Here is an 18,366-nt window from a genome sequence, read left to right as displayed (position 1 = left end):
CGTGATGGTTAACAGAACAACGAAGACGGCAGCTAATGCCGCATATGCCACCCGCGCTAGCGAGCGATTTCCCGAAGCCCCCACTGTCACCCCAAAATCACACGAAGCGGAACCCGCAGGCGGCCAGATCACCCGCCGCACGCGGAAGCACGACCCAGCACGCACCGAAACAGCGGCGAGGCAGGCCCAAAGTCTCGATTAGATTACGGAACACCCTAGCGTCTGTCCACTTAAGCGTTCAGTCCCTGCCAATGCGATGTGGGGCGGGCCGATTACCGGCCTCGCCCCACATCACGAAATCAATTTGGCTCCGCCGCACAAACACGGCGATCAACCGCGCTCTTCAGCGGCTTCGAATCACGCGTAGCGGCGTGCGCTGTGGAAGGGCAGCGACCCGAGGGAGTCGACCTTTACCGGCTGCGACGAGTTCAGCGCGTGCACAACCTGGCCATTGCCGATGTAGATCGCAGCGTGCGAGGCACCGCCGTAGAAAAGAACGACGTCGCCGCGGCGGAGGTCGTTGTACCCCACGGGGGCCCCGCCACCGGCCTGAGCCTGGCTGGTGCGCGGCACGTTAACGCCCATCTGCTGGTGTGCCCAGTACACGAGACCGGAGCAGTCGAACGCGTTAGGACCCGCAGCACCCCACACGTATGGGGAGCCGACCTTGCTCAGGGCCGCGTCCGCGACGCGGTCACCGTTCGAGAAGGGTGCGGCAACATCACCGATGCTGCCGGTGTTGAGTTCGGGAACCTCGATGCCAGAAACCTGAGGAAGCTGAGGAACCTCGAATTCGGTCGGAATCGCGAAGTTATCCGGAACGTCGAAGGTACCGATTCCCGGAATGGTCACCGGAGCTGCCATTGCGGGCGCAGCTGGAAGAGCGAGCGCACCTGCTGCGATCCCAGCAGCGACAGCAGTGCGAACAGTCCGCTTAAGCGACTTCGTGGCCATGGTTAAAAACGTCTCCTGTTTCTTCCATCGACCGCCGACCGAGTTAGCTGACGGGTTCGGGCCTGGAAGACGGCCCTACTCGCCCCGTGTGCGTTCCGGTGCGAGATTCACCCCAACAAGGTGGGTCCCCGGCTCAGCGCACGAATGTGTGGGCGCTGATTAGGCGGCTGACCTCTGGCGCCATCCCGGTCGGGTCGGCAAGACTCCAAAGGTCTCGAAAAGATTACGAAAGAGAATCAGAACCGTCCACGCAATGGCCTAACCGGCGATTCTTGTGGTAGAAGTCACACCCTGCTATCGTAACGGACCCGTCCGTCGCAGACGATCACATTCATGCAGCTCAGCCGTCATTCAGGCAGGCGACAATTCCGCACTCGGCGCAGGCCGCGCGTGTCGAATGCCGTTCTGCGCGCTTTTTCCGGTTAGCCGGACTCCGCCCCCTCGCCTGCGCACTGCTGTTTCATCCAAACAGCCTGCTAGGAGAAAAGTTAGATGCTGTCACCAACGCCACGTAACGACTAGCTGAACACGGGTCGAAGTACCTTCCACATCACGAAAAAAACTTATTGTGATGCTTCTCTCACTTACTCACAACGTGCTAGCTAAACGCTTGCTTAGAGCAACCTGAGCGCCTCCCTAGGTTCGCGCAAGCGCTCGCACCGTCCCCCTTCCGGCAAGAAGCCCAGGCGCACTGGCGCGTCGCACAAGATTGTCAGAGCTCGCCGCTAGGGTGAGCCGCGTGAGCCCGACCTCGATTGTTTCCGCAGTTCACAGCGCCGCGACCGCGCCAGATCACCGCCACGGCGCGCAACAACTGTCATTCGGTGAACTCGGGCCTTCACTGCATGACACGACGTTCGTCATCGTCGACCTCGAAACCACCGGTGGAAGCGCGGAGAAGGACCAGATCACTGAAATCGGCGCGGTGAAGGTACGCGGCGGTGAGATCTTGGGCGAGTTCGCAACCCTGGTCAATCCAGGGCGCGCTATTCCCCCGCACATCGTTCAGCTCACTGGGATCACGACCGCGATGGTCTATCGCGCGCCCTCCATCGAGCAGGTTCTCCCAAGCTTTCTCGAATTCGCACGCGGTGCGACCCTGGTCGCGCACAATGCAGGATTCGACACGGGTTTTCTGAAAAGCGCTGCGGCGCGCTGTGAACTGCCATGGACCCACAGTCAGCCGCTATGCACTGTGAAGCTGGCGCGCCGCGTGCTGCCCCGTGATGAAGCCCCTTCGGTGAAGCTCTCAGCACTCGCAGAACACTTCCGCATACCGCACCGGCCCACGCACCGTGCGCTCGATGATGCGCGCGCAACCGTGGATGTGCTCCACGCGTTGCTTGAGCGAGTAGGAAACCAGGGCATTCAGAGCCTCGCGGAACTCAAGCAGTACTACCCGGCAGTCCCCGACGCCGTCCGACGTAAACGCAATCTCGCGAGCCATCTGCCTAGTGGACCAGGCGTCTACCTGTTCCGGGGACCCTCACATGAAGTGCTGTACGTCGGCACCGCGACAAATCTGTATAGCCGCGTCCGCTCCTACTTCACCGGTTCTGAGCTGCGGTCCCGCATGCGCGAGATGGTAGCGCTTGCGGAGCAGGTTGATCATGTCCCCTGTGCAACATCACTCGAAGCAGGCGTGCGAGAACTCCGGCTGCTCGCTGCGCACGCACCGCCGTACAACCGCAAATCGAAATGGCCGCAACGGTCATGGTGGGTCCGGCTCACCGACGAGCCGTTTCCGCGACTATCTGTCAGTCGCGTACCTTCTCCAGCAGCGCTCGGGCCGTTTCCCAGCCGCGCCGCCGCCCGCACCGCTGCCGAGACCATCGCGGAAAGCTGCGGCCTGCGTACCTGTACACACCGGCTCACCTCCAATGACGACCACAGCGAATATTGCTTGCCAGCACCGGTAGGCGGCTGCCCCGCAGCACGGCAGGGCCCACTACGTTCGGCCGACTACAACTCAGTTGTGGCAGCAGCCTCACGCGTGCTCGCAGGCACCAGCGATGCGCCGATTGCGGCGCTCAAGCGGCGAATCGACGAACTCGCCGCAAGCGAGAAGTTCGAGACCGCGGCGCGCCTGCGTGACCGCGCCGCTCAGCTCGGCATCGCCCTGCACCGCTGTCATAGGCTGGTCGCCCTGACTGGCATTGAGGAGATCGTGGCTGGCCGCCGTGATGGGCTCGGTGGTTGGGACATGGCGATCATCCGGTATGGCCGCCTTGCCGCCGCAGGGAAAGCACCGCGGGGCACGTCTCCGTTGCATGTCGTCGACGTACTCACCCGCTCTGCGGAGACCGTGATCGCCGATGGAACACCACTCGCCGGGACGCACCCTGAAGAAGTGAGTCTCCTCGTTCGGTGGCTGGGTGAGGGGGCCAGAATCGTGCGTACCACCCACGCGTACAGCGAGCCCGCGTCCGGGGCAGGCCGACATCTAGCCTGGTGCAAGCAGGCACAGGAAGGCGCTCGGCAAAGCCAGGCCTGCTTATAAACGGCAATCCCGCCTGCTGGCTGGCCCGAGCGATACGCTCAGCGCATGATCACTGTCATCGTTCACATCCAAACCGACGCGCACAGCATCCCCGAAACTGCGCAGGAAGTCGCCGACCTCCCTGGAGTAGCAGAGGTTTACTCCTGCGCTGGTGACATCGATCTCATCGCGATTCTGCGCGTCCGCAGTCACGAGGACATCGCCCACGTGGTCACCGAGCGCATCGCGAAAGTCAGCGGTGTTCGATCAACGCGTACGCACATCGCGTTCAAGTCATACGCTCGAGCCGACGTCGAAGCCGGATTCTCGATCGGCGAATAGCGCGCGCTCGCACCTAGATGCGTTGAGTGAGCTCCGCCCACCGCGCTAGTAAATCCGCTGCAGCGCCGGCATCGATCGCCTTGATCGCGCGGTCCACGCCCTCACCGATTGCATCCGTTACGTTGCTCCCCAGCCCGCTGTGCGCGGCGATCGCCGCGCCGGAGTTCAGGACCACAGCATCGCGGACCGCGCCGCGCTCGCCACCGAAAACAGCGCGCGCGATCTGAGCGTTCTCATCCGCGTCGCCGCCGCGCAGGTCACCCGGAGCGGAGTATGGGATACCAACGGACCGCGGGTCGAACGTGGTCTTGGTCACTGCACCCGACTCGACCGCATACATTGTCGTGGTCGTTGTCGTCGTTATTTCGTCGAGACCATCATCGCCACGGACGACCAGTGCCGTATTCCCGCGCTGGCCGAAAACTTCAGCGACTACGGGGGCGAGCGCATCAAATGCGCACCCAACGAGGCCGGCCCGCGGCTGTGCAGGGTTGGTCAGCGGACCCAGAACGTTGAAAGCGGTTGGAATCCCGATCTCCTTGCGCGGCGCAGCCGCATACCGCAGCGCGGGATGAAAAACAGGAGCAAAGCAGAAACCGATCCCTACCTCCGATACGCAGCGAGCCACACCCTCAGGGCCGAGATCGATGCGGACGCCGAGCGCCTCCAGAACATCCGCCCCGCCGCTGCGCGAGGACGCCGCGCGGTTGCCGTGCTTAACGACGGGAATACCTGCCGCAGCAACAACGAGAGAAGACATTGTCGAAATGTTGACAGTGTGGGAGCGATCACCACCGGTACCAACGATGTCCACAGCCTCTTTGCTAACTGACACCGGACGGCAGTGGGCCATCATCGCCCCCGCGAGGCCACCAAGCTCGTCGGCGGTCGGACCCTTCATCTTGAGCGCTACACCAAATGCCGCGATCTGAGCCGGGGTTGCCTCGTCCGACATGATCTCGTTCATTGCCCAGCCGGTAGCCTCGGCGGAAAGATCACGACCTTCGGTCAATGCACCAAGCACTAGCGGCCAGCTGAACTGAGAATCACCCGACGTCACAACGAAGCCTCTCTGCCGATCACTTTCGCGGTCGTGCCGATCCTATAACCACGAGCAGCCAATTAACCGGGCCAATCACCCGGGCACCACGCAGCGGAGCGCACTCAGGCAGGCTCCCGGGGCTGCAGCGCGTCCCAGCCGCGACAGTCACCACCGAGCCGCGATGCGAGACTCGCCATCCTCGACGCTTCCTGCGCGCACCCCAGCACCGACAGCACCTGAACCCGCTGCAGAACGACGTGCTTTTCGCCATCTGCCACCTCGATTGACGGCACGCCGGTGCGAGCAAGCGTATACCCGTCTAACGCGGCGATTGAAGCAGCTTCACCTGATCTGTCATCGTGCGCGGGGAACACCATGTGGTGCCGCAAGACTGCCAATTCCGGTTCCCGCCAGCGCGGCTCCGCGATCGCCGCCCGGCTCAGCACCGTCCCCGCCGCTTCCAGTGGATCACCGGCCTGCGCGACGATAACCAGATCGGATCGCCCCGGGTCCAGAGCAGCCGGACCGCCCCGGGCGAACAGGCCTAGCAGCCGGCGCAACATCGACCACTCCCTTGCATCTCGCACGCGAATAAGCTGTCGCGCGAGGCCACCAGGATGCACCCACGCATGCCGCGACACTCCGAAAACTCTATCAACGATCTCCCCGGACAGCCGTGACCAGGCGAAACATAATCGGGGGACACGTAATACCGGACCCGGGTGCACGTTTCTTACGACGGGGCGTCATACTTCCAATTGTGACGAGCGCAGTAGGGACCTCAGGAACGGCAATCACACAGCGTGTGCACTCGCTGAACCGCCCCAACATGGTCAGCGTGGGCACTATCGTCTGGTTGTCCAGCGAGCTCATGTTCTTCGCGGGCTTGTTCGCGATGTACTTCGTGTCGCGCGCGCAAGCTACCGAGTGGCCACCGCCACCCACGCACCTCAACGTCCCCTTCGCGCTGACGATCACGGTCGTGCTGGTGGCATCGTCGTTCACCTGCCAGTACGGCGTGTTCGCGGCCGAGCGGGGCGACGTTTATGGCCTGCGGCGCTGGTACCTGCTCAGCTTCTTCATGGGCTTGTTCTTCGTTGTCGGACAAGGCTACGAGTACTACGAACTGGTCCACGAGGGAACGACCCTGTCCAGCAGCGTCTACGGGTCCGTGTTCTTTATGGCGACGGGCTTCCACGGTTTGCACGTCATCGGTGGACTGATCGCGTTCTTGTACATCATCGCGCGAACAAAGATGAGCAAGTTCACCCCAGCCCAAGCCACAGCTGCAATCGTCGTCTCGTACTACTGGCACTTCGTCGACATCGTGTGGATCGCGCTGTTCGCAACGATCTACTTCATCCGGTAGCGCAGATGCCAGCGACTACAGCCCCGTCCAGCCCGTCCCCCGATACCAAAGGGATCTAGATGAGCTCATCTCCACCACCTTCAGCCGACGACTTCGGCGACGAACCGGGCGCCCCCGTGAAGGCGTCCGGCACCTCGCCACGCCAGCAGCGCCGCGCGCGTAAGTTGCGCCGGCGGGCCGCCGGAGCAGTGATGCTCTTGATGGGACTTATCGGCGCGGGAGTCATCGCCGCCGCGATCACGCCCGAAGCACAGATCGCTACGGCCAGTGAAGACAGTGCCGCGCTAATCCGCGAAGGCAAGCAGCTGTATGACACGTCGTGTGTCACCTGCCACGGCATCAACCTGCAGGGTGTGCCGGATCGCGGACCCAGCCTGATCGGTGTCGGCGAGGCGTCCGTCTACTTCCAGGTCGCTTCTGGGCGCATGCCAGCGATGCGGAACGAGGCGCAGGCCATGCGCAAACCAACGAAGTTTGAGCCCCGCCAGATCGACGCGCTCGGCGCCTACATCCAGGCGAATGGTGGCGGTCCAATCGTTCCGCGAGACGCGGACGGCGAAGTCGCGACCGTTTCATTGCGCGGAAACGACCCGGCGCGCGGTGGCGAACTCTTCCGCCAGAACTGTGCGTCCTGCCACAACTTCACGGGCATGGGCGGTGCGCTCTCCTCCGGCAAATGGGCACCCGCACTAGTCGGCGTACCCGAGCCGGACCTCTACACGGCGATGCTGACGGGACCGCAGAACATGCCGGTCTTCTCAGACCGCCAGCTGTCACCCGAAGACAAGCGCGACATCATCGCTTACATCAAGGCTGTAAACGAGCCTCGCAACCCCGGTGGCTACGGCCTCGGTGGGTTCGGCCCAGTCTCTGAAGGCGTCACCATGTGGGTGCTGGGAGTGGCCGTCGTCATCGGCGCCTCAATGTGGATCGGAGCAAGGTCATGAGCAGCGGGGATCAGAAAAAGAACCCCACCCCAGAAGAACTGGCCGGAATGAGCCAGGAAGAACTCGCGAAGCTTGGCACCAGCCTTGACGACGTCGAGGTGATCTATCGCCGGAACCGCTGGCCGATCGAGGGGACTAAGGCCGAGCAACGTGCGGCTCGCCAGATCACATTCTGGTTCACTCTCGCCGGGCTCTCCGGTCTCGCGTTTCTCGCGATCTTCTTGTTCTGGCCGTGGGAATACCGGACGATCGGCGAAGAAGGTTACGCCCTCTATAACCTGACCACTCCGCTCTATGGCCTAACCTTCGGTCTATCGATCCTCAGCATCGGCATTGGTGTAGTGCTGATCGCCAAGAAGATGATCCCCGAGGAGATCTCCGTCCAGCAGCGTCACGACGGACCGTCCGACAAGCTCGACCAGATGACGTCCGTCGCCCTGCTGCGCGACGCGTACGACACGTCCACGCTCGGCCGCCGAAGCATGATCAAATGGAGCGCCGCGTTCGGCATCGGTGCTTTCGCGGTGGCCGCACCGGTCGGACTCCTCGGTGGCATGGTCAAGAACCCATGGGCACAGCGGGACGACTCGCCCCTATGGCGTTCCCTCTGGACGCCGGACTACCCTGGCGAGACGATCTACCTTCGCCGGGACACGGGACGCATCACTGACGTCGCACTGGTTCGCCCAGAAGATATCGACGCTGGCGGCATGGAGTCGGTCTTCCCGTGGAAGGCGTCATGGGAGGGCGACCATTCGATGATGCTGAAGTCGCTGCGCCACGAGTATTCTGCAGTCATGCTCTTCCACCTGCGCGCCGAGGATGCTGCCCGGGCAGTTCGGCGCGAAGGGCAGGAAACGTTCAACTACGGCAACTTCTTCGCCTTCTCGAAGATCTGTACACACCTTGCGTGCCCCACGTCGCTCTATGAGCAGCAGACGCACCGGATCCTGTGCCCCTGCCATCAGTCACAGTTCGACGTGATGCAGTACGCCAAGCCGGTCTTCGGCCCGGCAACCCGTGCTCTTCCGCAGCTGCCCATCACAGTGAATGAAGAGGGATACCTGGTCGCCAACGGCGACTTCATCGAACCGCTCGGCCCAGCATTCTGGGAACGGCCAGGCTACAGGAATCTGGAATCATGAGCATGAGTCAAGCGCTCAAGGCGCGCAGTACAGCCGAAGCGACCCGTGCGGCCACCGACATGGATGACCGCTACCGTATGGCAGCTGGCATGCGGAAGCAGATGAACAAGGTGTTCCCCACCCACTGGTCATTCCTGCTTGGCGAGGTTGCTCTATACAGCTTCATCATTCTGCTTATTTCGGGTGTCTACCTGACGCTGTTCTTTGACCCATCAATGGCGCACATCGCCTACGAGGGCGTGTATCAGCCGATGCGTGGCGTCGAAATGTCGCGGGCCTACGAAACAACTCTGAATATCTCGTTCGAAGTCCGGGGCGGCTTGTTCGTTCGTCAGTTGCATCACTGGGCGGCGCTGCTGTTTGCCGCGTCGATCGTGCTGCACCTGTTCCGCATCTTCTTCACCGGCGGATTCAGAAAGCCACGTGAAGCGAACTGGGTAATCGGCTCGCTCATCTTCGTGCTCACCATCGCAGAGGGCTTCCTCGGCTACACCCTGCCGGACGACCTCCTCTCCGGCACCGGTCTCCGCATCACCTCGGCGATCATGTTGTCGCTCCCTGTGGTCGGCACCTGGATCCACTGGCTGGCATTCGGCGGGGAGTTCCCCGGCGAATTGATCATCCCGCGGGCCTACGTACTGCACATTCTGCTTATCCCAGGCATTCTGCTGGCACTGATCGCTGCCCACCTCGCATTGGTCTGGTACCAGAAGCACACGCAGTTCCCCGGTCCAGGCCGCACAGAGAACAACGTGGTCGGCGTCCGCGTGCTGCCGGTGTTCGGTGTTAAGGCAGGCGGCTTCTTCGCGGTGATCTTCGGCATCCTCGCGCTAATGGGCGGCCTGCTGCAGATCAACCCAATCTGGAACCTCGGTCCGTATAACCCCTCGCAGATTTCGGCGGGTTCCCAGCCTGACTGGTACATGTTCTTCACCGAAGGTATGGCTCGTATCTTCCCCGCGTGGGATATCTACCTCGGCAACTACATGATCCCATCGGTGGTGTGGGTCGCGGTGATCCTCGGCGTGGTCTTCATCCTGCTGTTCACCTACCCATTCATCGAGAAGAAGCTCACGAAGGACGACGTCCACCACAATCTGCTACAGCGCCCGCGCGACGTCCCAGTGCGGACCGCTCTCGGTGCCATGGCGATCGGTTTCTACCTCGTCCTCTTCTTCATGGCAATGAACGACATCATCGCCTACAAGTTCCACATCTCGCTCAACATGACGACGTGGCTCGGCCGCATCGGCATGGTGGTGATTCCGCCAATCGCGTACATCATTGCCTACCGCTGGTGCATCGGTCTGCAGCGTTCGGACCGCAAGGTTCTCGAACACGGCATCGAAACGGGCATCATCACGCGCTTGCCGCACGGCGAGTACATCGAGTTGCACCAGCCGCTCGGCCCAGTCGACGAGCACGGTCACCCGATTCCGCTCCCCTACCAGGGTGCGGCGGTACCAAAGCGGATGAACCAGCTCGGCTCGGCAGGCAAACCTGGCGCCGGCAGTTTGCTCACGGCAGATCCGACGGACGAGCACGAGGCGCTGGAACACGCTGAGCACGAAGCGCATGTCGCGCATGCACGCGCGCTGCGCGAACTGCAGGAACGCAACCGTAACGGTGGTGACGGACACCACTGACTCAGCCCGGCGTCCCCTAAAAGGGAGGGTCCAGCCTTACACGGCTGGCCCCTCCCTTTTTGCGGCGGTGCACGGCGCAGGTTCACAGGAAACGGACCAGAATCACGCCCAGAAGTCGTGCGCCTGGTCCGTTTCCTGTGAGGCTGCCGGCATCATGGGTGTTCGTAGGTGTTCGGTGGCGCTGCGATTGCGCGTGCCGAGGTGACACGGAATAGCGGTGTATACCCATTATCTGGCCGCGCGCTGCCCGGGACCGCGGTGCCGCGCAGTTCAAACCACGTGCGATCGGCTGCATCCGCGAGTGGAGTGCCAGAAATGCCGCTCAAACGGAGCGAGACGAGCCGCGCATCCGCCGCGCAGCACACGATGCTGACACGCGCTAAAACTCGCTCAGAAGGCGTTTCGGGCAGCGACATGACAAATCCGACGATACTAATCTCGCGGTCCTCAAGGCTGCCGGTTGAATCGAATGCCGAGCGGCGTATCACTTCCAGGATGCCCACCTCCGGATAGGGATCATCAGGCAAGGGATCGAACCTCATCTTTGGCCCATCCCGCGGCGACACGGCCTGTGCGAATCCCCCGGGAGCAGGGCTAGCGGGGCGCAGCTCCAGAGTTTCGGGGCCAAGCGGAGGCGGATGCACGAACAGCAGGATCACGAGCGGAGCGCATAGCAACCATGCGGACCTTCCGGAGCGCTCCCCACTCGCACCGGTGCCGCCAACCCGTAGCGAACTGAAATCACGGAGCATGCCGAGTAGTGCGAGAACCGTGATGAGAAGGCCACTGGCGAGCAAGAACGGGCCGAAATCCGCACGCACGTAGCGCATATGTGCTCCGTCGACCACGATTTTCACCAGAACACAGCCGAGCAACAACAGCACCGCGTTCTGCGTTGCCCTGATCATGCAGTCGCTCCCAGGAACACGAGCCCCGCAGCACTGCCGCACGCAATCGCGACCAAGAAAGTGAGCGGCGCGAATCGCACTGCGAAGGAATGGCCGAATGCACCCGCCTGCATCGCTACCAGTTTCACGTCAACTGCCGGACCCACGACCAGGAACACAAGGCGCGGCAGCAGCGGCAACATCGTGAGGCTCGCGGCAACGAAAGCGTCGGCTTCAGAGCAAAGCGCGAGCAGCACCGCGAGGACCGCCATCACGAGCACACCCACCAGCAGATTTCCAGCGATGTGCTCATACACCGCAGCGGGAACGAAGACGCGGAGTGCAGCAGCCACCGCGGCTCCGAGGGCAAGGAATGAGCCCGCCTGCACGAGGTCGTGCCGTGCAGCTGCAGCGAACCCGTGCAGGCGCGAGTTGCTGCCGTCACCACCGTGGGAGCTGCACACTGGTGAGCCGTTTCCTCGCCCAATCCATTTCTTCTTGCTGATCGCCAGCCAAATCCAGCCCACCACCAGCGCGGTACCCAACGATCCAGCGAAACGTGCAGCCACCATCTCCGGGTGCCCACTGAACGCAACCGCGGTAGAAACCAGCACGACGGGGTTGATCGCCGGGGCGGACAGCATGAAGGTCAGGGCAACCGCGCTCGGCGCGCCCTGGTCGATCAGTCGCCTCGCTACCGGAACAGATCCGCATTCGCAGCCAGGGAGCGCGAGACCGGCGACACCGGCGGCGCCGACTGCCGCGTGACGCTGACGCGGCAACACGCGCTGCAGCAGGGCCGGCGATACAAACGTCGCGATGCTTGCGCTCAGCACGACACCGACGATCAGAAAGGGAATGGCCTGGATGAAGACGGCGATGAATATAGTCAGCGCAGCCAGCAACCGGGGACTTCCCTCGATGAGCCCGGCGATGTATTCGTGCGTGAACAGCAACAGGAGCAACACGCCGGCGACAAGATAGAGCGAGCGGAAGGATTCCGCTCGCTCTACGACGCTGGAGCGCTCCTGCCCCGCAGCTACAGCAAATCCGCCCTGGAGGCTCGGCTCCCAGGGCGGATTGCGTGATTGATCAGTGTTTTTCAGGACCCAAGTGGTATTCGAAGACCAGGCCAGCGGCAGCGACCAGGATAAACACCACGCCAGCAGTGACCATCCACCATTGCACGAACGCGAAGCCGATACCCGTGATCATCGCGGCCAGACCCAGCAGTAACGGCCAGAAGCTGTGCGGCGGGAAGAAGCCGAGGTCACCGGAGCCGTCCGCAATTTCTGCTTCGTCGTAGTCCTCCGGCCGGGTATCTATGCGCCGGGCAACAAAGCGGAAGTACGTTCCGACAATCAATGTCAGACCCGCTGAGAGGGCGATCGCGGTGATACCCACCCACTCGAGACCCGCACGCGAGATGTTCGTGAACACGATGTAGATGATGCCCACGACGATAAAGAACACCGTCAACAGCTCGAAGAGCTTAGCTTCGATCTTCATGTCAGTACTTGTCCTTGCTCGAGGTGGTCAGCGTCAGTTGTCAGCCCGGAACGGGATTGCGGTCTGGACGTCACGCCTGGTCTCGAACGGCACGGTCGTGACAGACAGTGGCTCCTCACCGATCGCAGCGAGCGCCTCCGCATTCGAAAGGCCCTGGCCACCATCTTCAACCGGCTTCCTCAGGTCGATGTACTCAGCGAATGCCTCCGGGCTGACCGCGCGGACCTCGAAGTTCATCATCGCGTGGTATGTGCCGCACATTTCAGCACAGCGGCCGACGAATGCGCCTTCCCGCTCGATCTCGCTGATCTGGAACGAGTTGTCGGAGTGGTTCTCTTCAGGGTTCGGCAGGACGTCCCGCTTGAACAGGAACTCCGGCACCCAGAAGGAGTGCACGACGTCGGACGATGCCAGTACGAACTCGATGCGCCGATTTGTGGGAAGCACGAGGACGGGGATCTCCTCGCTCGTTCCTACGGTCTCGATCTTGTTGTACTGCAGGTACGAGAGGTCGCCGCGCTCCTTACCGTGAATCGGGCCGTATGCCTCACCATGCTCGTCATCGCCCTCGGCCTCTTGCCCGGCCGCGGTAACCTGCGGAGTGTCCGGGTCAGCGCCATCGTAGAACGGCGTGCCGTCCTGCATGTCGATGGTGCGGTAACCGAACTTCCAGTTCCACTGGTATGCCGTGACATCGACCACAACATCGGCTTGGCCATGCTCTTTATCGTTGACGAAGTTCTGCACCACAACGGTGAAGTAGAAGAGCACCGCGATGATCACGAACGGCACCGCTGTGTACATGAGCTCCAGCGGCACGTTGTAGGCAGTCTGCCGCGGGAAATCTGGGGAGTCCTTCTTCTTCCGGTGGAACGTGACCGTCCAGAATGTCAGGCCCCACACCAAAACGCCCATCGCGAGAGCAGCGACCACCGACCAGGTCCACAACACGCGCATGCTTTCTGCCTGGGGCGTTACCCCAGACGGCCAGCCGAATCGCAGAACCGCATTGTCAATGGAGCAGCCCGAAAGGAGCACGGCAGCGAAACCGAGAGTCGCCGCTAGCCCAGTCCGCCGCGCAATCCGACGCTGACTACCGTGTGCCACGTTCACGCCTTCCTGGTTGCCACACCTACTGCGGACTCATCCGCATTCTGAGTCCGAATACTACGCAGCGTAGACCACGCCCCAAGCACCGGCGCGCTCGGGTCGGCTCATCTAAGGCAGATCTTTACGGCATACTCCCTTTCGGTAAGTGTTTGACCCGGCACGGGGATGACTGTCGACCCCTGGGACGCGAATTGAGGTGCTGCGCCTGTGTGTGGCCTGCTTGGAATTCTGACCGCCGATCGTAGCGCGGCAGCAATAGCACCTGAGCTGGGCGAAGCTGTCCATTGCATGCGGCACCGGGGCCCGGACGAGTCCGGCACGTGGCACGACGATGACATTGCGTACGGTTTCAACCGGCTCGCCATCATCGACATCGCGCACTCGCACCAGCCGCTGCGCTGGGGCCCTCCGGAAAACCCGGAGCGATATGCGCTGACTTTCAACGGTGAGATTTACAACTATCTCGAACTTCGCGAAGAGCTCGCCCGCGATCAGGGCGCTATCTTCCACACGGAGGGCGATAGCGAAACGATCGTGGCTGCGTTTCACTATTGGGGCGCGCACGCGGTGCGCCGCCTCCGGGGCATGTTTGCTTTCGCCGTGTGGGACACGGAGAAACGCGAGTTGTTCATCGCCCGGGACCCATTCGGAATCAAGCCCCTCTTCATCGCACACGGCCCGGGCGGTTTCGGGTTCGCGAGTGAAAAAAAGAGCCTCCTCGAGGCCGCAGACTTGCTGAAATTCGATATGAACATCGACCCGCGCGCGACCGAACACTACTTGGTCTTGCAGTATGTTCCCGAACCCGAGACGCTCCACACCGGGATCAGGCGCCTTGAATCCGGATCGTATGCGTGGATCCGGCCCGGCGGAGAGCCCGAGATCACCCGTTACTTCATGCCGCGATTCCCGGTGGTCCCCTTTGCGCGCGGCAAAGACGGGGCGCAGAAACGCTATGACGAGATCGCGCGGGTGCTCGAGGACTCTGTCGCCAAGCACATGCGTGCCGACGTCACCGTTGGCTCTTTCCTGTCGGGCGGTATCGACTCCACTGCGATCGCCGCTCTCGCGATCCGGCACAACCCCGACCTGATCACCTTCACTACTGGTTTCCAGCGGGAAGGGTACTCAGAGGTCGACGTAGCCGCGGAATCTGCCGAGGCTATTGGTGCACGCCACGTCGTGAAGGTCGTGAGCCCCGAAGAGTTCGCCGCAGCGATTCCGGAAATCGTGTGGTACCTGGATGATCCGGTTGCCGATCCCGCTCTGGTTCCGCTGTATTTCGTGGCTCGCGAAGCGCGCAAGCATGTGAAAGTCGTGTTGTCAGGCGAGGGCGCGGATGAGCTTTTCGGCGGCTACACCATCTACCGCGAGCCGCTATCCCTGCGCCCATTCAGTGCGCTCACACCCGGGATGCGCCGCACTGCGGCACGACTGTCCGAGCGCATGCCAGAAGGCCGGCGCGGCAAGAGCCTGCTCCAGCGCGGCTCGCAAACCCTTGAAGAGCGCTATTACGGCAACGCCCGCAGCTTCCAGGACGCGCATTTGCGAGCGGTTCTGCGTGACTTCCGCCCCGAGTGGACACATATGGATGTCACCGCGCCGGTCTATGCACAATCGGAAGGCTGGGATCCGGTGGCGCGGATGCAGCACGTCGATCTGTTCACCTGGCTCCGCGGAGACATCCTCGTCAAGGCGGACAAGATGACGATGGCGAACTCGCTCGAACTCCGCGTGCCGTTCCTTGACCCAGAAGTCTTCAAAGTCGCAGAGAAGTTGCCATACAAGCAGAAGATCACGCGCGAAACCACAAAGTTCGCGCTGCGCCAAGCGCTCGAAGGAATTGTGCCGCCGCACGTCCTTCACCGCGACAAACTGGGCTTCCCGGTGCCTATCCGCCATTGGCTGCGCGGACCTGAACTGTACGAGTGGGCCCGCACCCAGATCGACGAATCGGGCGCGGACCACATTCTGAATCTGCGAGCTGTTGGTCAGATGCTCGAGGAGCACCGATCGGGGGTCTCTGATCACAGCCGTCGGCTATGGACCCTCATCACTTTCATGGTGTGGCACGGGATATTTGTCGAGAAGCGGATCACGCCGCCAATCGAAGATCACGAGTACCCCGTGAAGCTTTAGGCCCGTGCCGACACGGGCAGGATCGCACCGATCTCATCGGCCGCTTCCTGCCCGTACGCACCCGCGAGGCGCCGCAGCGACTCGTCACGGTCCCACGTCCACTCCTGGGTACCGACGGTTTCTAGAACCAGCACGGCGACCAGGCAGCCGAGTTGCGCAGATCGTTCGAAGCCGAGCCCTGCGACCCGCCCGGTTAGAAAGCCCGCGCGGAACGCGTCGCCAACCCCGGTAGGGTCAACGCGCCGCAACTCCGGCACAACTTCGACGTAAATTCGATCGCCCCCTGCGGGCAGGATCTCCACACCGTTCGCGCCGAGCGTGGTGACGCGCACATCAACCTGACTCGCGACCTCCTCCGACGTAAGGCCGGTCTTCTGGAGCAGCAAACCCCACTCGTACTCGTTCGTGAATAGGTAGGCCGCACCTTTGATGAGATCCCGCGCGGCGCTCCCATCGATACGCGCGAGTTGCTGCGAGGGATCTGCCGCGAACGGCACGCCAAGCACTCGGCATTCGTCGGTGTGCGCGAGCATTGCACCCGGGTCATTAGCACCGATCAGCACCATGCCTACGCCCGGTTTGTCCCTCACGACATCTGAGATCGAGGTGTCCTTGGCCTCCGACATCGCTCCCGGGTAGAACGAGGCGATCTGCGCCATTTCGAGATCCGTTGTGCACACGAATCGAGCGGTGTGCGCAGTCTCGGAGATCAGAACACCACTGCAATCCACACCGTGCGATTCAAGCCAATTCTGATACTCACTGAAGTCGGTACCTGCGGCACCGATCAGTACGGGCGATCCTCCCAGCACACCAATGGCGTAGGCGATGTTCCCGCCGACTCCCCCGCGCCGGACGACTAAGTCATCGACAAGAAAGCTGAGCGAAATCTGGTTCAGCTTGTCCGCGACGAGCTGCTCAGAGAACTTCCCCGGGAAAGTCATGAGATGGTCTGTTGCAATCGAACCGCTCACAGCGATCGCCACTGATTAGTCCCTTTCGTGCCCACGGCAGGTATGGCCGCGACGGAGTCTCCATCTCCGGCCGACCGGCCGATCGTGTCGCGACGCCCTACCGTACCGCGCGGGGGCTGTGCTTTCTGTGCGCGAACTGCCCAGAAAGCACTCCGGGGTGGTCCGGCTCCTCGCCAGACCACCCCGGGTGCGTCCATGGGGCCGGATCAAGGCCCTGCGAAACGCAAGTACTCAGCTTCTCAGTTGAAGGAATCCCCGCATGCGCACGATCCCGTTGCATTTGGATTGTCGATCGTGAAGCCCTGCTTCTCGATCGAATCCACGAAGTCGATCACGGCCCCGTGCAAGTAGGGTTCGCTCATCCGGTCGACAGCGAGCGTCACACCGTCAAACTCGAGGGTGTGGTCCCCGTCGAGCGTCCTGTCATCAAAGAACAACTGGTAGCGCAGGCCTGCGCATCCACCGGGCTGCACAGCAATCCGAAGCGAGAGATCGTCGCGCCCCTCCTGCTCAAGCAGCGCCTTCGCCTTCGCGGCCGCAGCAGCAGTCAGCGTTACACCCTGGGTGGCGGTCTCGTTCTGCACAGTCATGCGTTCTCCCTCAGCCTAGCCTTCATCGCCGTGCACGTACTGGTGCCTGTTTAAACGGTACATCCTCTTGGAACATTCCCGCAGCAGCCAGCCCACGCTACCCGTTTGCCCATGAGGAGGCCACGGCCGCGGCGAGATCGGCTAGATGCTTCTCCGGCTGCGCTATCGCTGCCTCGACAGAGCCGCAGTAGTCAGCCACCGAGTACGCCGCAACAACACCGCGGGGACGATACTCATCGTCCCGAATACGGACTTGACCTGCAAGCACAACGACGTCGACGCCAGCGTTCATAGCCTCGGCCGCCACTGTCACCACGACCTTCCCGCGCAGCGACTGCGCATCAAACTTCCCCTCGCCAGAGATCACTAGGTCAGCGTGGCGAATCAATGCGCGCTGCTGTGTGATAGATGCCACAATATCGCCCCCGGATACACGTTCCGCACCGAGCGCGAGGAGTGCGGCACCGATGCCCCCCGCTGCCCCACTGCCGGGCAGGCCTGCGATGGGACGCCGCGCCCAGGAACTGAGTTCCCCGGCCCACCGCGTCAACCGTGTTTCCAATTCCGCGACTGTCCGCGGATCCGCTCCCTTTTGCGGCCCGTAAACGGCCGCCGCGCCGTCCGCCCCCAGCAGCGGGTTTTCCACGTCTGTAGCGGCGACGAGCGCGACACCTGCAAGCCGCTGCACAGCCGCGGGGAACCCGCCGAGCACGCTGATTAGTCCAGCGCCCCCATCGGTGCATGCTGAACCACCCAGGCCAACGACAATCCGCCGGGGCCGGTGCTCCAGGGCAGCCGCGATCAGGTCACCGACGCCCGCGCTAGACGCGCCGAGCGCTGTCCGCGGGGCGGGCGGGCGGCCCAGCACGGCGAGACCGCATGCTTGCGCCGACTCGATGTAGGCGACCCCGTCCCGCAGCAGCCAGCGAGCTTCAAGGCGCTGCCCAAGCGGGCCTGCCACGTCCGCGGTCTGAAGTTCCCCGCCGCTCGTGGCGAGTATCTCAATGAATCCGGGGCCACCATCGGACTGCAGCGCGTAACCAATGTCGTCACCCGGCCGGGACCTCGCCCAGCCCTGCGCTATCGCCTCTGCAGCAGCCTTCGCCGAGAGGGTGCCTCCGAATTCGTCAGGCGCGATGAGGACTCGCATCGTCTGAGTCTGCCACCTGTGAAGCAGGTTCGCCCGGCGTGCAACACCGACCTGAGCGGCATAGGCGCATCCGGCATGTTTGT

Annotated in this window: 18 protein-coding genes and 1 riboswitch; of the genes, 8 read left to right on the top strand and 10 right to left on the bottom strand. The window is 62.6% G+C overall.

Translation table 11 applies throughout. The features are described 5' to 3' along the window. Window positions 1–4 precede the first annotated feature (4 nt). Complete coding sequence (locus tag ONR57_RS18980; protein WP_265125110.1) at window positions 5–202, top strand: hypothetical protein; 198 nt, start codon at window positions 5–7, stop codon at window positions 200–202. 155 nt (window positions 203–357) lie between these two features. Here the strand turns inward: ONR57_RS18980 and ONR57_RS18975 are convergent, their stop codons facing one another. Beyond that, window positions 358–954, bottom strand: coding sequence for a C40 family peptidase (locus tag ONR57_RS18975; RefSeq protein ID WP_265125108.1), 597 nt, complete (start codon window positions 952–954; stop codon window positions 358–360). A 16-nt stretch (window positions 955–970) separates the two neighbouring features. Beyond that, window positions 971–1,130, bottom strand: a riboswitch (cyclic di-AMP (ydaO/yuaA leader). A gap of 563 nt (window positions 1,131–1,693) precedes the next feature. Here ONR57_RS18975 and ONR57_RS18970 point away from each other — a divergent pair. Next, window positions 1,694–3,454: a DEDD exonuclease domain-containing protein gene (locus tag ONR57_RS18970; RefSeq protein WP_265125106.1), complete on the top strand. Its 1,761-nt coding sequence runs from the start codon at window positions 1,694–1,696 to the stop codon at window positions 3,452–3,454. Window positions 3,455–3,499: 45 nt separating this feature from the next. After that, window positions 3,500–3,775, top strand: coding sequence for an Lrp/AsnC family transcriptional regulator (locus tag ONR57_RS18965; protein ID WP_265125104.1), 276 nt, complete (start codon window positions 3,500–3,502; stop codon window positions 3,773–3,775). 13 nt (window positions 3,776–3,788) lie between these two features. On the opposite strand, the gene trpD is transcribed toward ONR57_RS18965, so the two are convergent. Both trpD and ONR57_RS18955 read right to left on the bottom strand, forming a co-directional pair. Then, on the bottom strand, window positions 3,789–4,835 hold the full coding sequence (gene trpD, locus ONR57_RS18960; protein WP_265125102.1) for an anthranilate phosphoribosyltransferase: 1,047 nt from the start codon (window positions 4,833–4,835) through the stop codon (window positions 3,789–3,791). 104 nt (window positions 4,836–4,939) lie between these two features. Beyond that, window positions 4,940–5,380, bottom strand: a complete 441-nt coding sequence (locus tag ONR57_RS18955; RefSeq protein ID WP_265125100.1) for a hypothetical protein — start codon at window positions 5,378–5,380, stop codon at window positions 4,940–4,942. Between the two features lie 197 nt (window positions 5,381–5,577). On the opposite strand from ONR57_RS18955, the gene ONR57_RS18950 reads away from it, so the two are divergent. The 4 genes from ONR57_RS18950 to ONR57_RS18935 are packed head-to-tail and all read left to right on the top strand — an operon-like array spanning window position 5,578 to window position 9,924. Beyond that, complete coding sequence (locus tag ONR57_RS18950; RefSeq protein WP_265125098.1) at window positions 5,578–6,186, top strand: heme-copper oxidase subunit III; 609 nt, start codon at window positions 5,578–5,580, stop codon at window positions 6,184–6,186. A 59-nt stretch (window positions 6,187–6,245) separates the two neighbouring features. Further along, window positions 6,246–7,133 carry a c-type cytochrome gene (locus ONR57_RS18945; protein WP_265125096.1) on the top strand — a complete coding sequence of 296 codons (888 nt, stop codon included), beginning with the start codon at window positions 6,246–6,248 and terminating at the stop codon, window positions 7,131–7,133. Further along, the gene (locus ONR57_RS18940; RefSeq protein ID WP_265125094.1) at window positions 7,130–8,278 is read left to right on the top strand and encodes a ubiquinol-cytochrome c reductase iron-sulfur subunit; all 1,149 of its coding nucleotides are present in this window, start codon (window positions 7,130–7,132) and stop codon (window positions 8,276–8,278) included. The genes ONR57_RS18945 and ONR57_RS18940 overlap by 4 nt, the downstream gene beginning before the upstream one ends. Next, window positions 8,275–9,924, top strand: coding sequence for a cytochrome bc complex cytochrome b subunit (locus ONR57_RS18935; protein ID WP_374116489.1), 1,650 nt, complete (start codon window positions 8,275–8,277; stop codon window positions 9,922–9,924). Before ONR57_RS18940 ends, ONR57_RS18935 begins: the two co-directional genes overlap by 4 nt. Before the next feature lie 152 nt (window positions 9,925–10,076). Here the strand turns inward: ONR57_RS18935 and ONR57_RS18930 are convergent, their stop codons facing one another. The 4 genes from ONR57_RS18930 to ONR57_RS18915 all read right to left on the bottom strand — a co-directional run bounded on the left by ONR57_RS18930 (window position 10,077) and on the right by ONR57_RS18915 (window position 13,433). After that, on the bottom strand, window positions 10,077–10,832 hold the full coding sequence (locus ONR57_RS18930; protein ID WP_265125091.1) for a TIGR03943 family protein: 756 nt from the start codon (window positions 10,830–10,832) through the stop codon (window positions 10,077–10,079). Further along, window positions 10,829–11,770, bottom strand: coding sequence for a permease (locus ONR57_RS18925; RefSeq protein ID WP_374116498.1), 942 nt, complete (start codon window positions 11,768–11,770; stop codon window positions 10,829–10,831). The genes ONR57_RS18930 and ONR57_RS18925 overlap by 4 nt, the downstream gene beginning before the upstream one ends. 133 nt (window positions 11,771–11,903) lie before the next feature. Beyond that, window positions 11,904–12,320, bottom strand: coding sequence for a cytochrome c oxidase subunit 4 (locus tag ONR57_RS18920; protein WP_265125087.1), 417 nt, complete (start codon window positions 12,318–12,320; stop codon window positions 11,904–11,906). Window positions 12,321–12,353: 33 nt separating this feature from the next. After that, on the bottom strand, window positions 12,354–13,433 hold the full coding sequence (locus tag ONR57_RS18915) for a cytochrome c oxidase subunit II (protein ID WP_265125085.1): 1,080 nt from the start codon (window positions 13,431–13,433) through the stop codon (window positions 12,354–12,356). A gap of 204 nt (window positions 13,434–13,637) precedes the next feature. On the opposite strand from ONR57_RS18915, the gene asnB reads away from it, so the two are divergent. Next, entirely contained in the window at window positions 13,638–15,569 is a 1,932-nt protein-coding gene (gene asnB, locus ONR57_RS18910) for an asparagine synthase (glutamine-hydrolyzing) (protein WP_265125083.1), read from the top strand. Here the strand turns inward: asnB and ONR57_RS18905 are convergent. From ONR57_RS18905 to ONR57_RS18895, 3 genes are all read right to left on the bottom strand, one after another. Further along, window positions 15,566–16,555, bottom strand: a complete 990-nt coding sequence (locus tag ONR57_RS18905; RefSeq protein WP_265125081.1) for a carbohydrate kinase family protein — start codon at window positions 16,553–16,555, stop codon at window positions 15,566–15,568. The genes asnB and ONR57_RS18905 overlap by 4 nt on opposite strands. 227 nt (window positions 16,556–16,782) lie before the next feature. Next, on the bottom strand, window positions 16,783–17,133 hold the full coding sequence (locus tag ONR57_RS18900) for an iron-sulfur cluster assembly accessory protein (RefSeq protein ID WP_265125079.1): 351 nt from the start codon (window positions 17,131–17,133) through the stop codon (window positions 16,783–16,785). A 97-nt stretch (window positions 17,134–17,230) separates the two neighbouring features. Next, window positions 17,231–18,283 (bottom strand): glycerate kinase, encoded by a 1,053-nt coding sequence (locus tag ONR57_RS18895; RefSeq protein ID WP_265125077.1) that lies wholly within the window; start codon window positions 18,281–18,283, stop codon window positions 17,231–17,233. Window positions 18,284–18,366: the final 83 nt, after the last annotated feature.

Source organism: Hoyosella sp. YIM 151337, from assembly GCF_026041215.1.
Lineage (GTDB): Bacteria > Actinomycetota > Actinomycetes > Mycobacteriales > Mycobacteriaceae > Hoyosella.
This window is presented reverse-complemented; position numbering and strand designations above follow the sequence as displayed.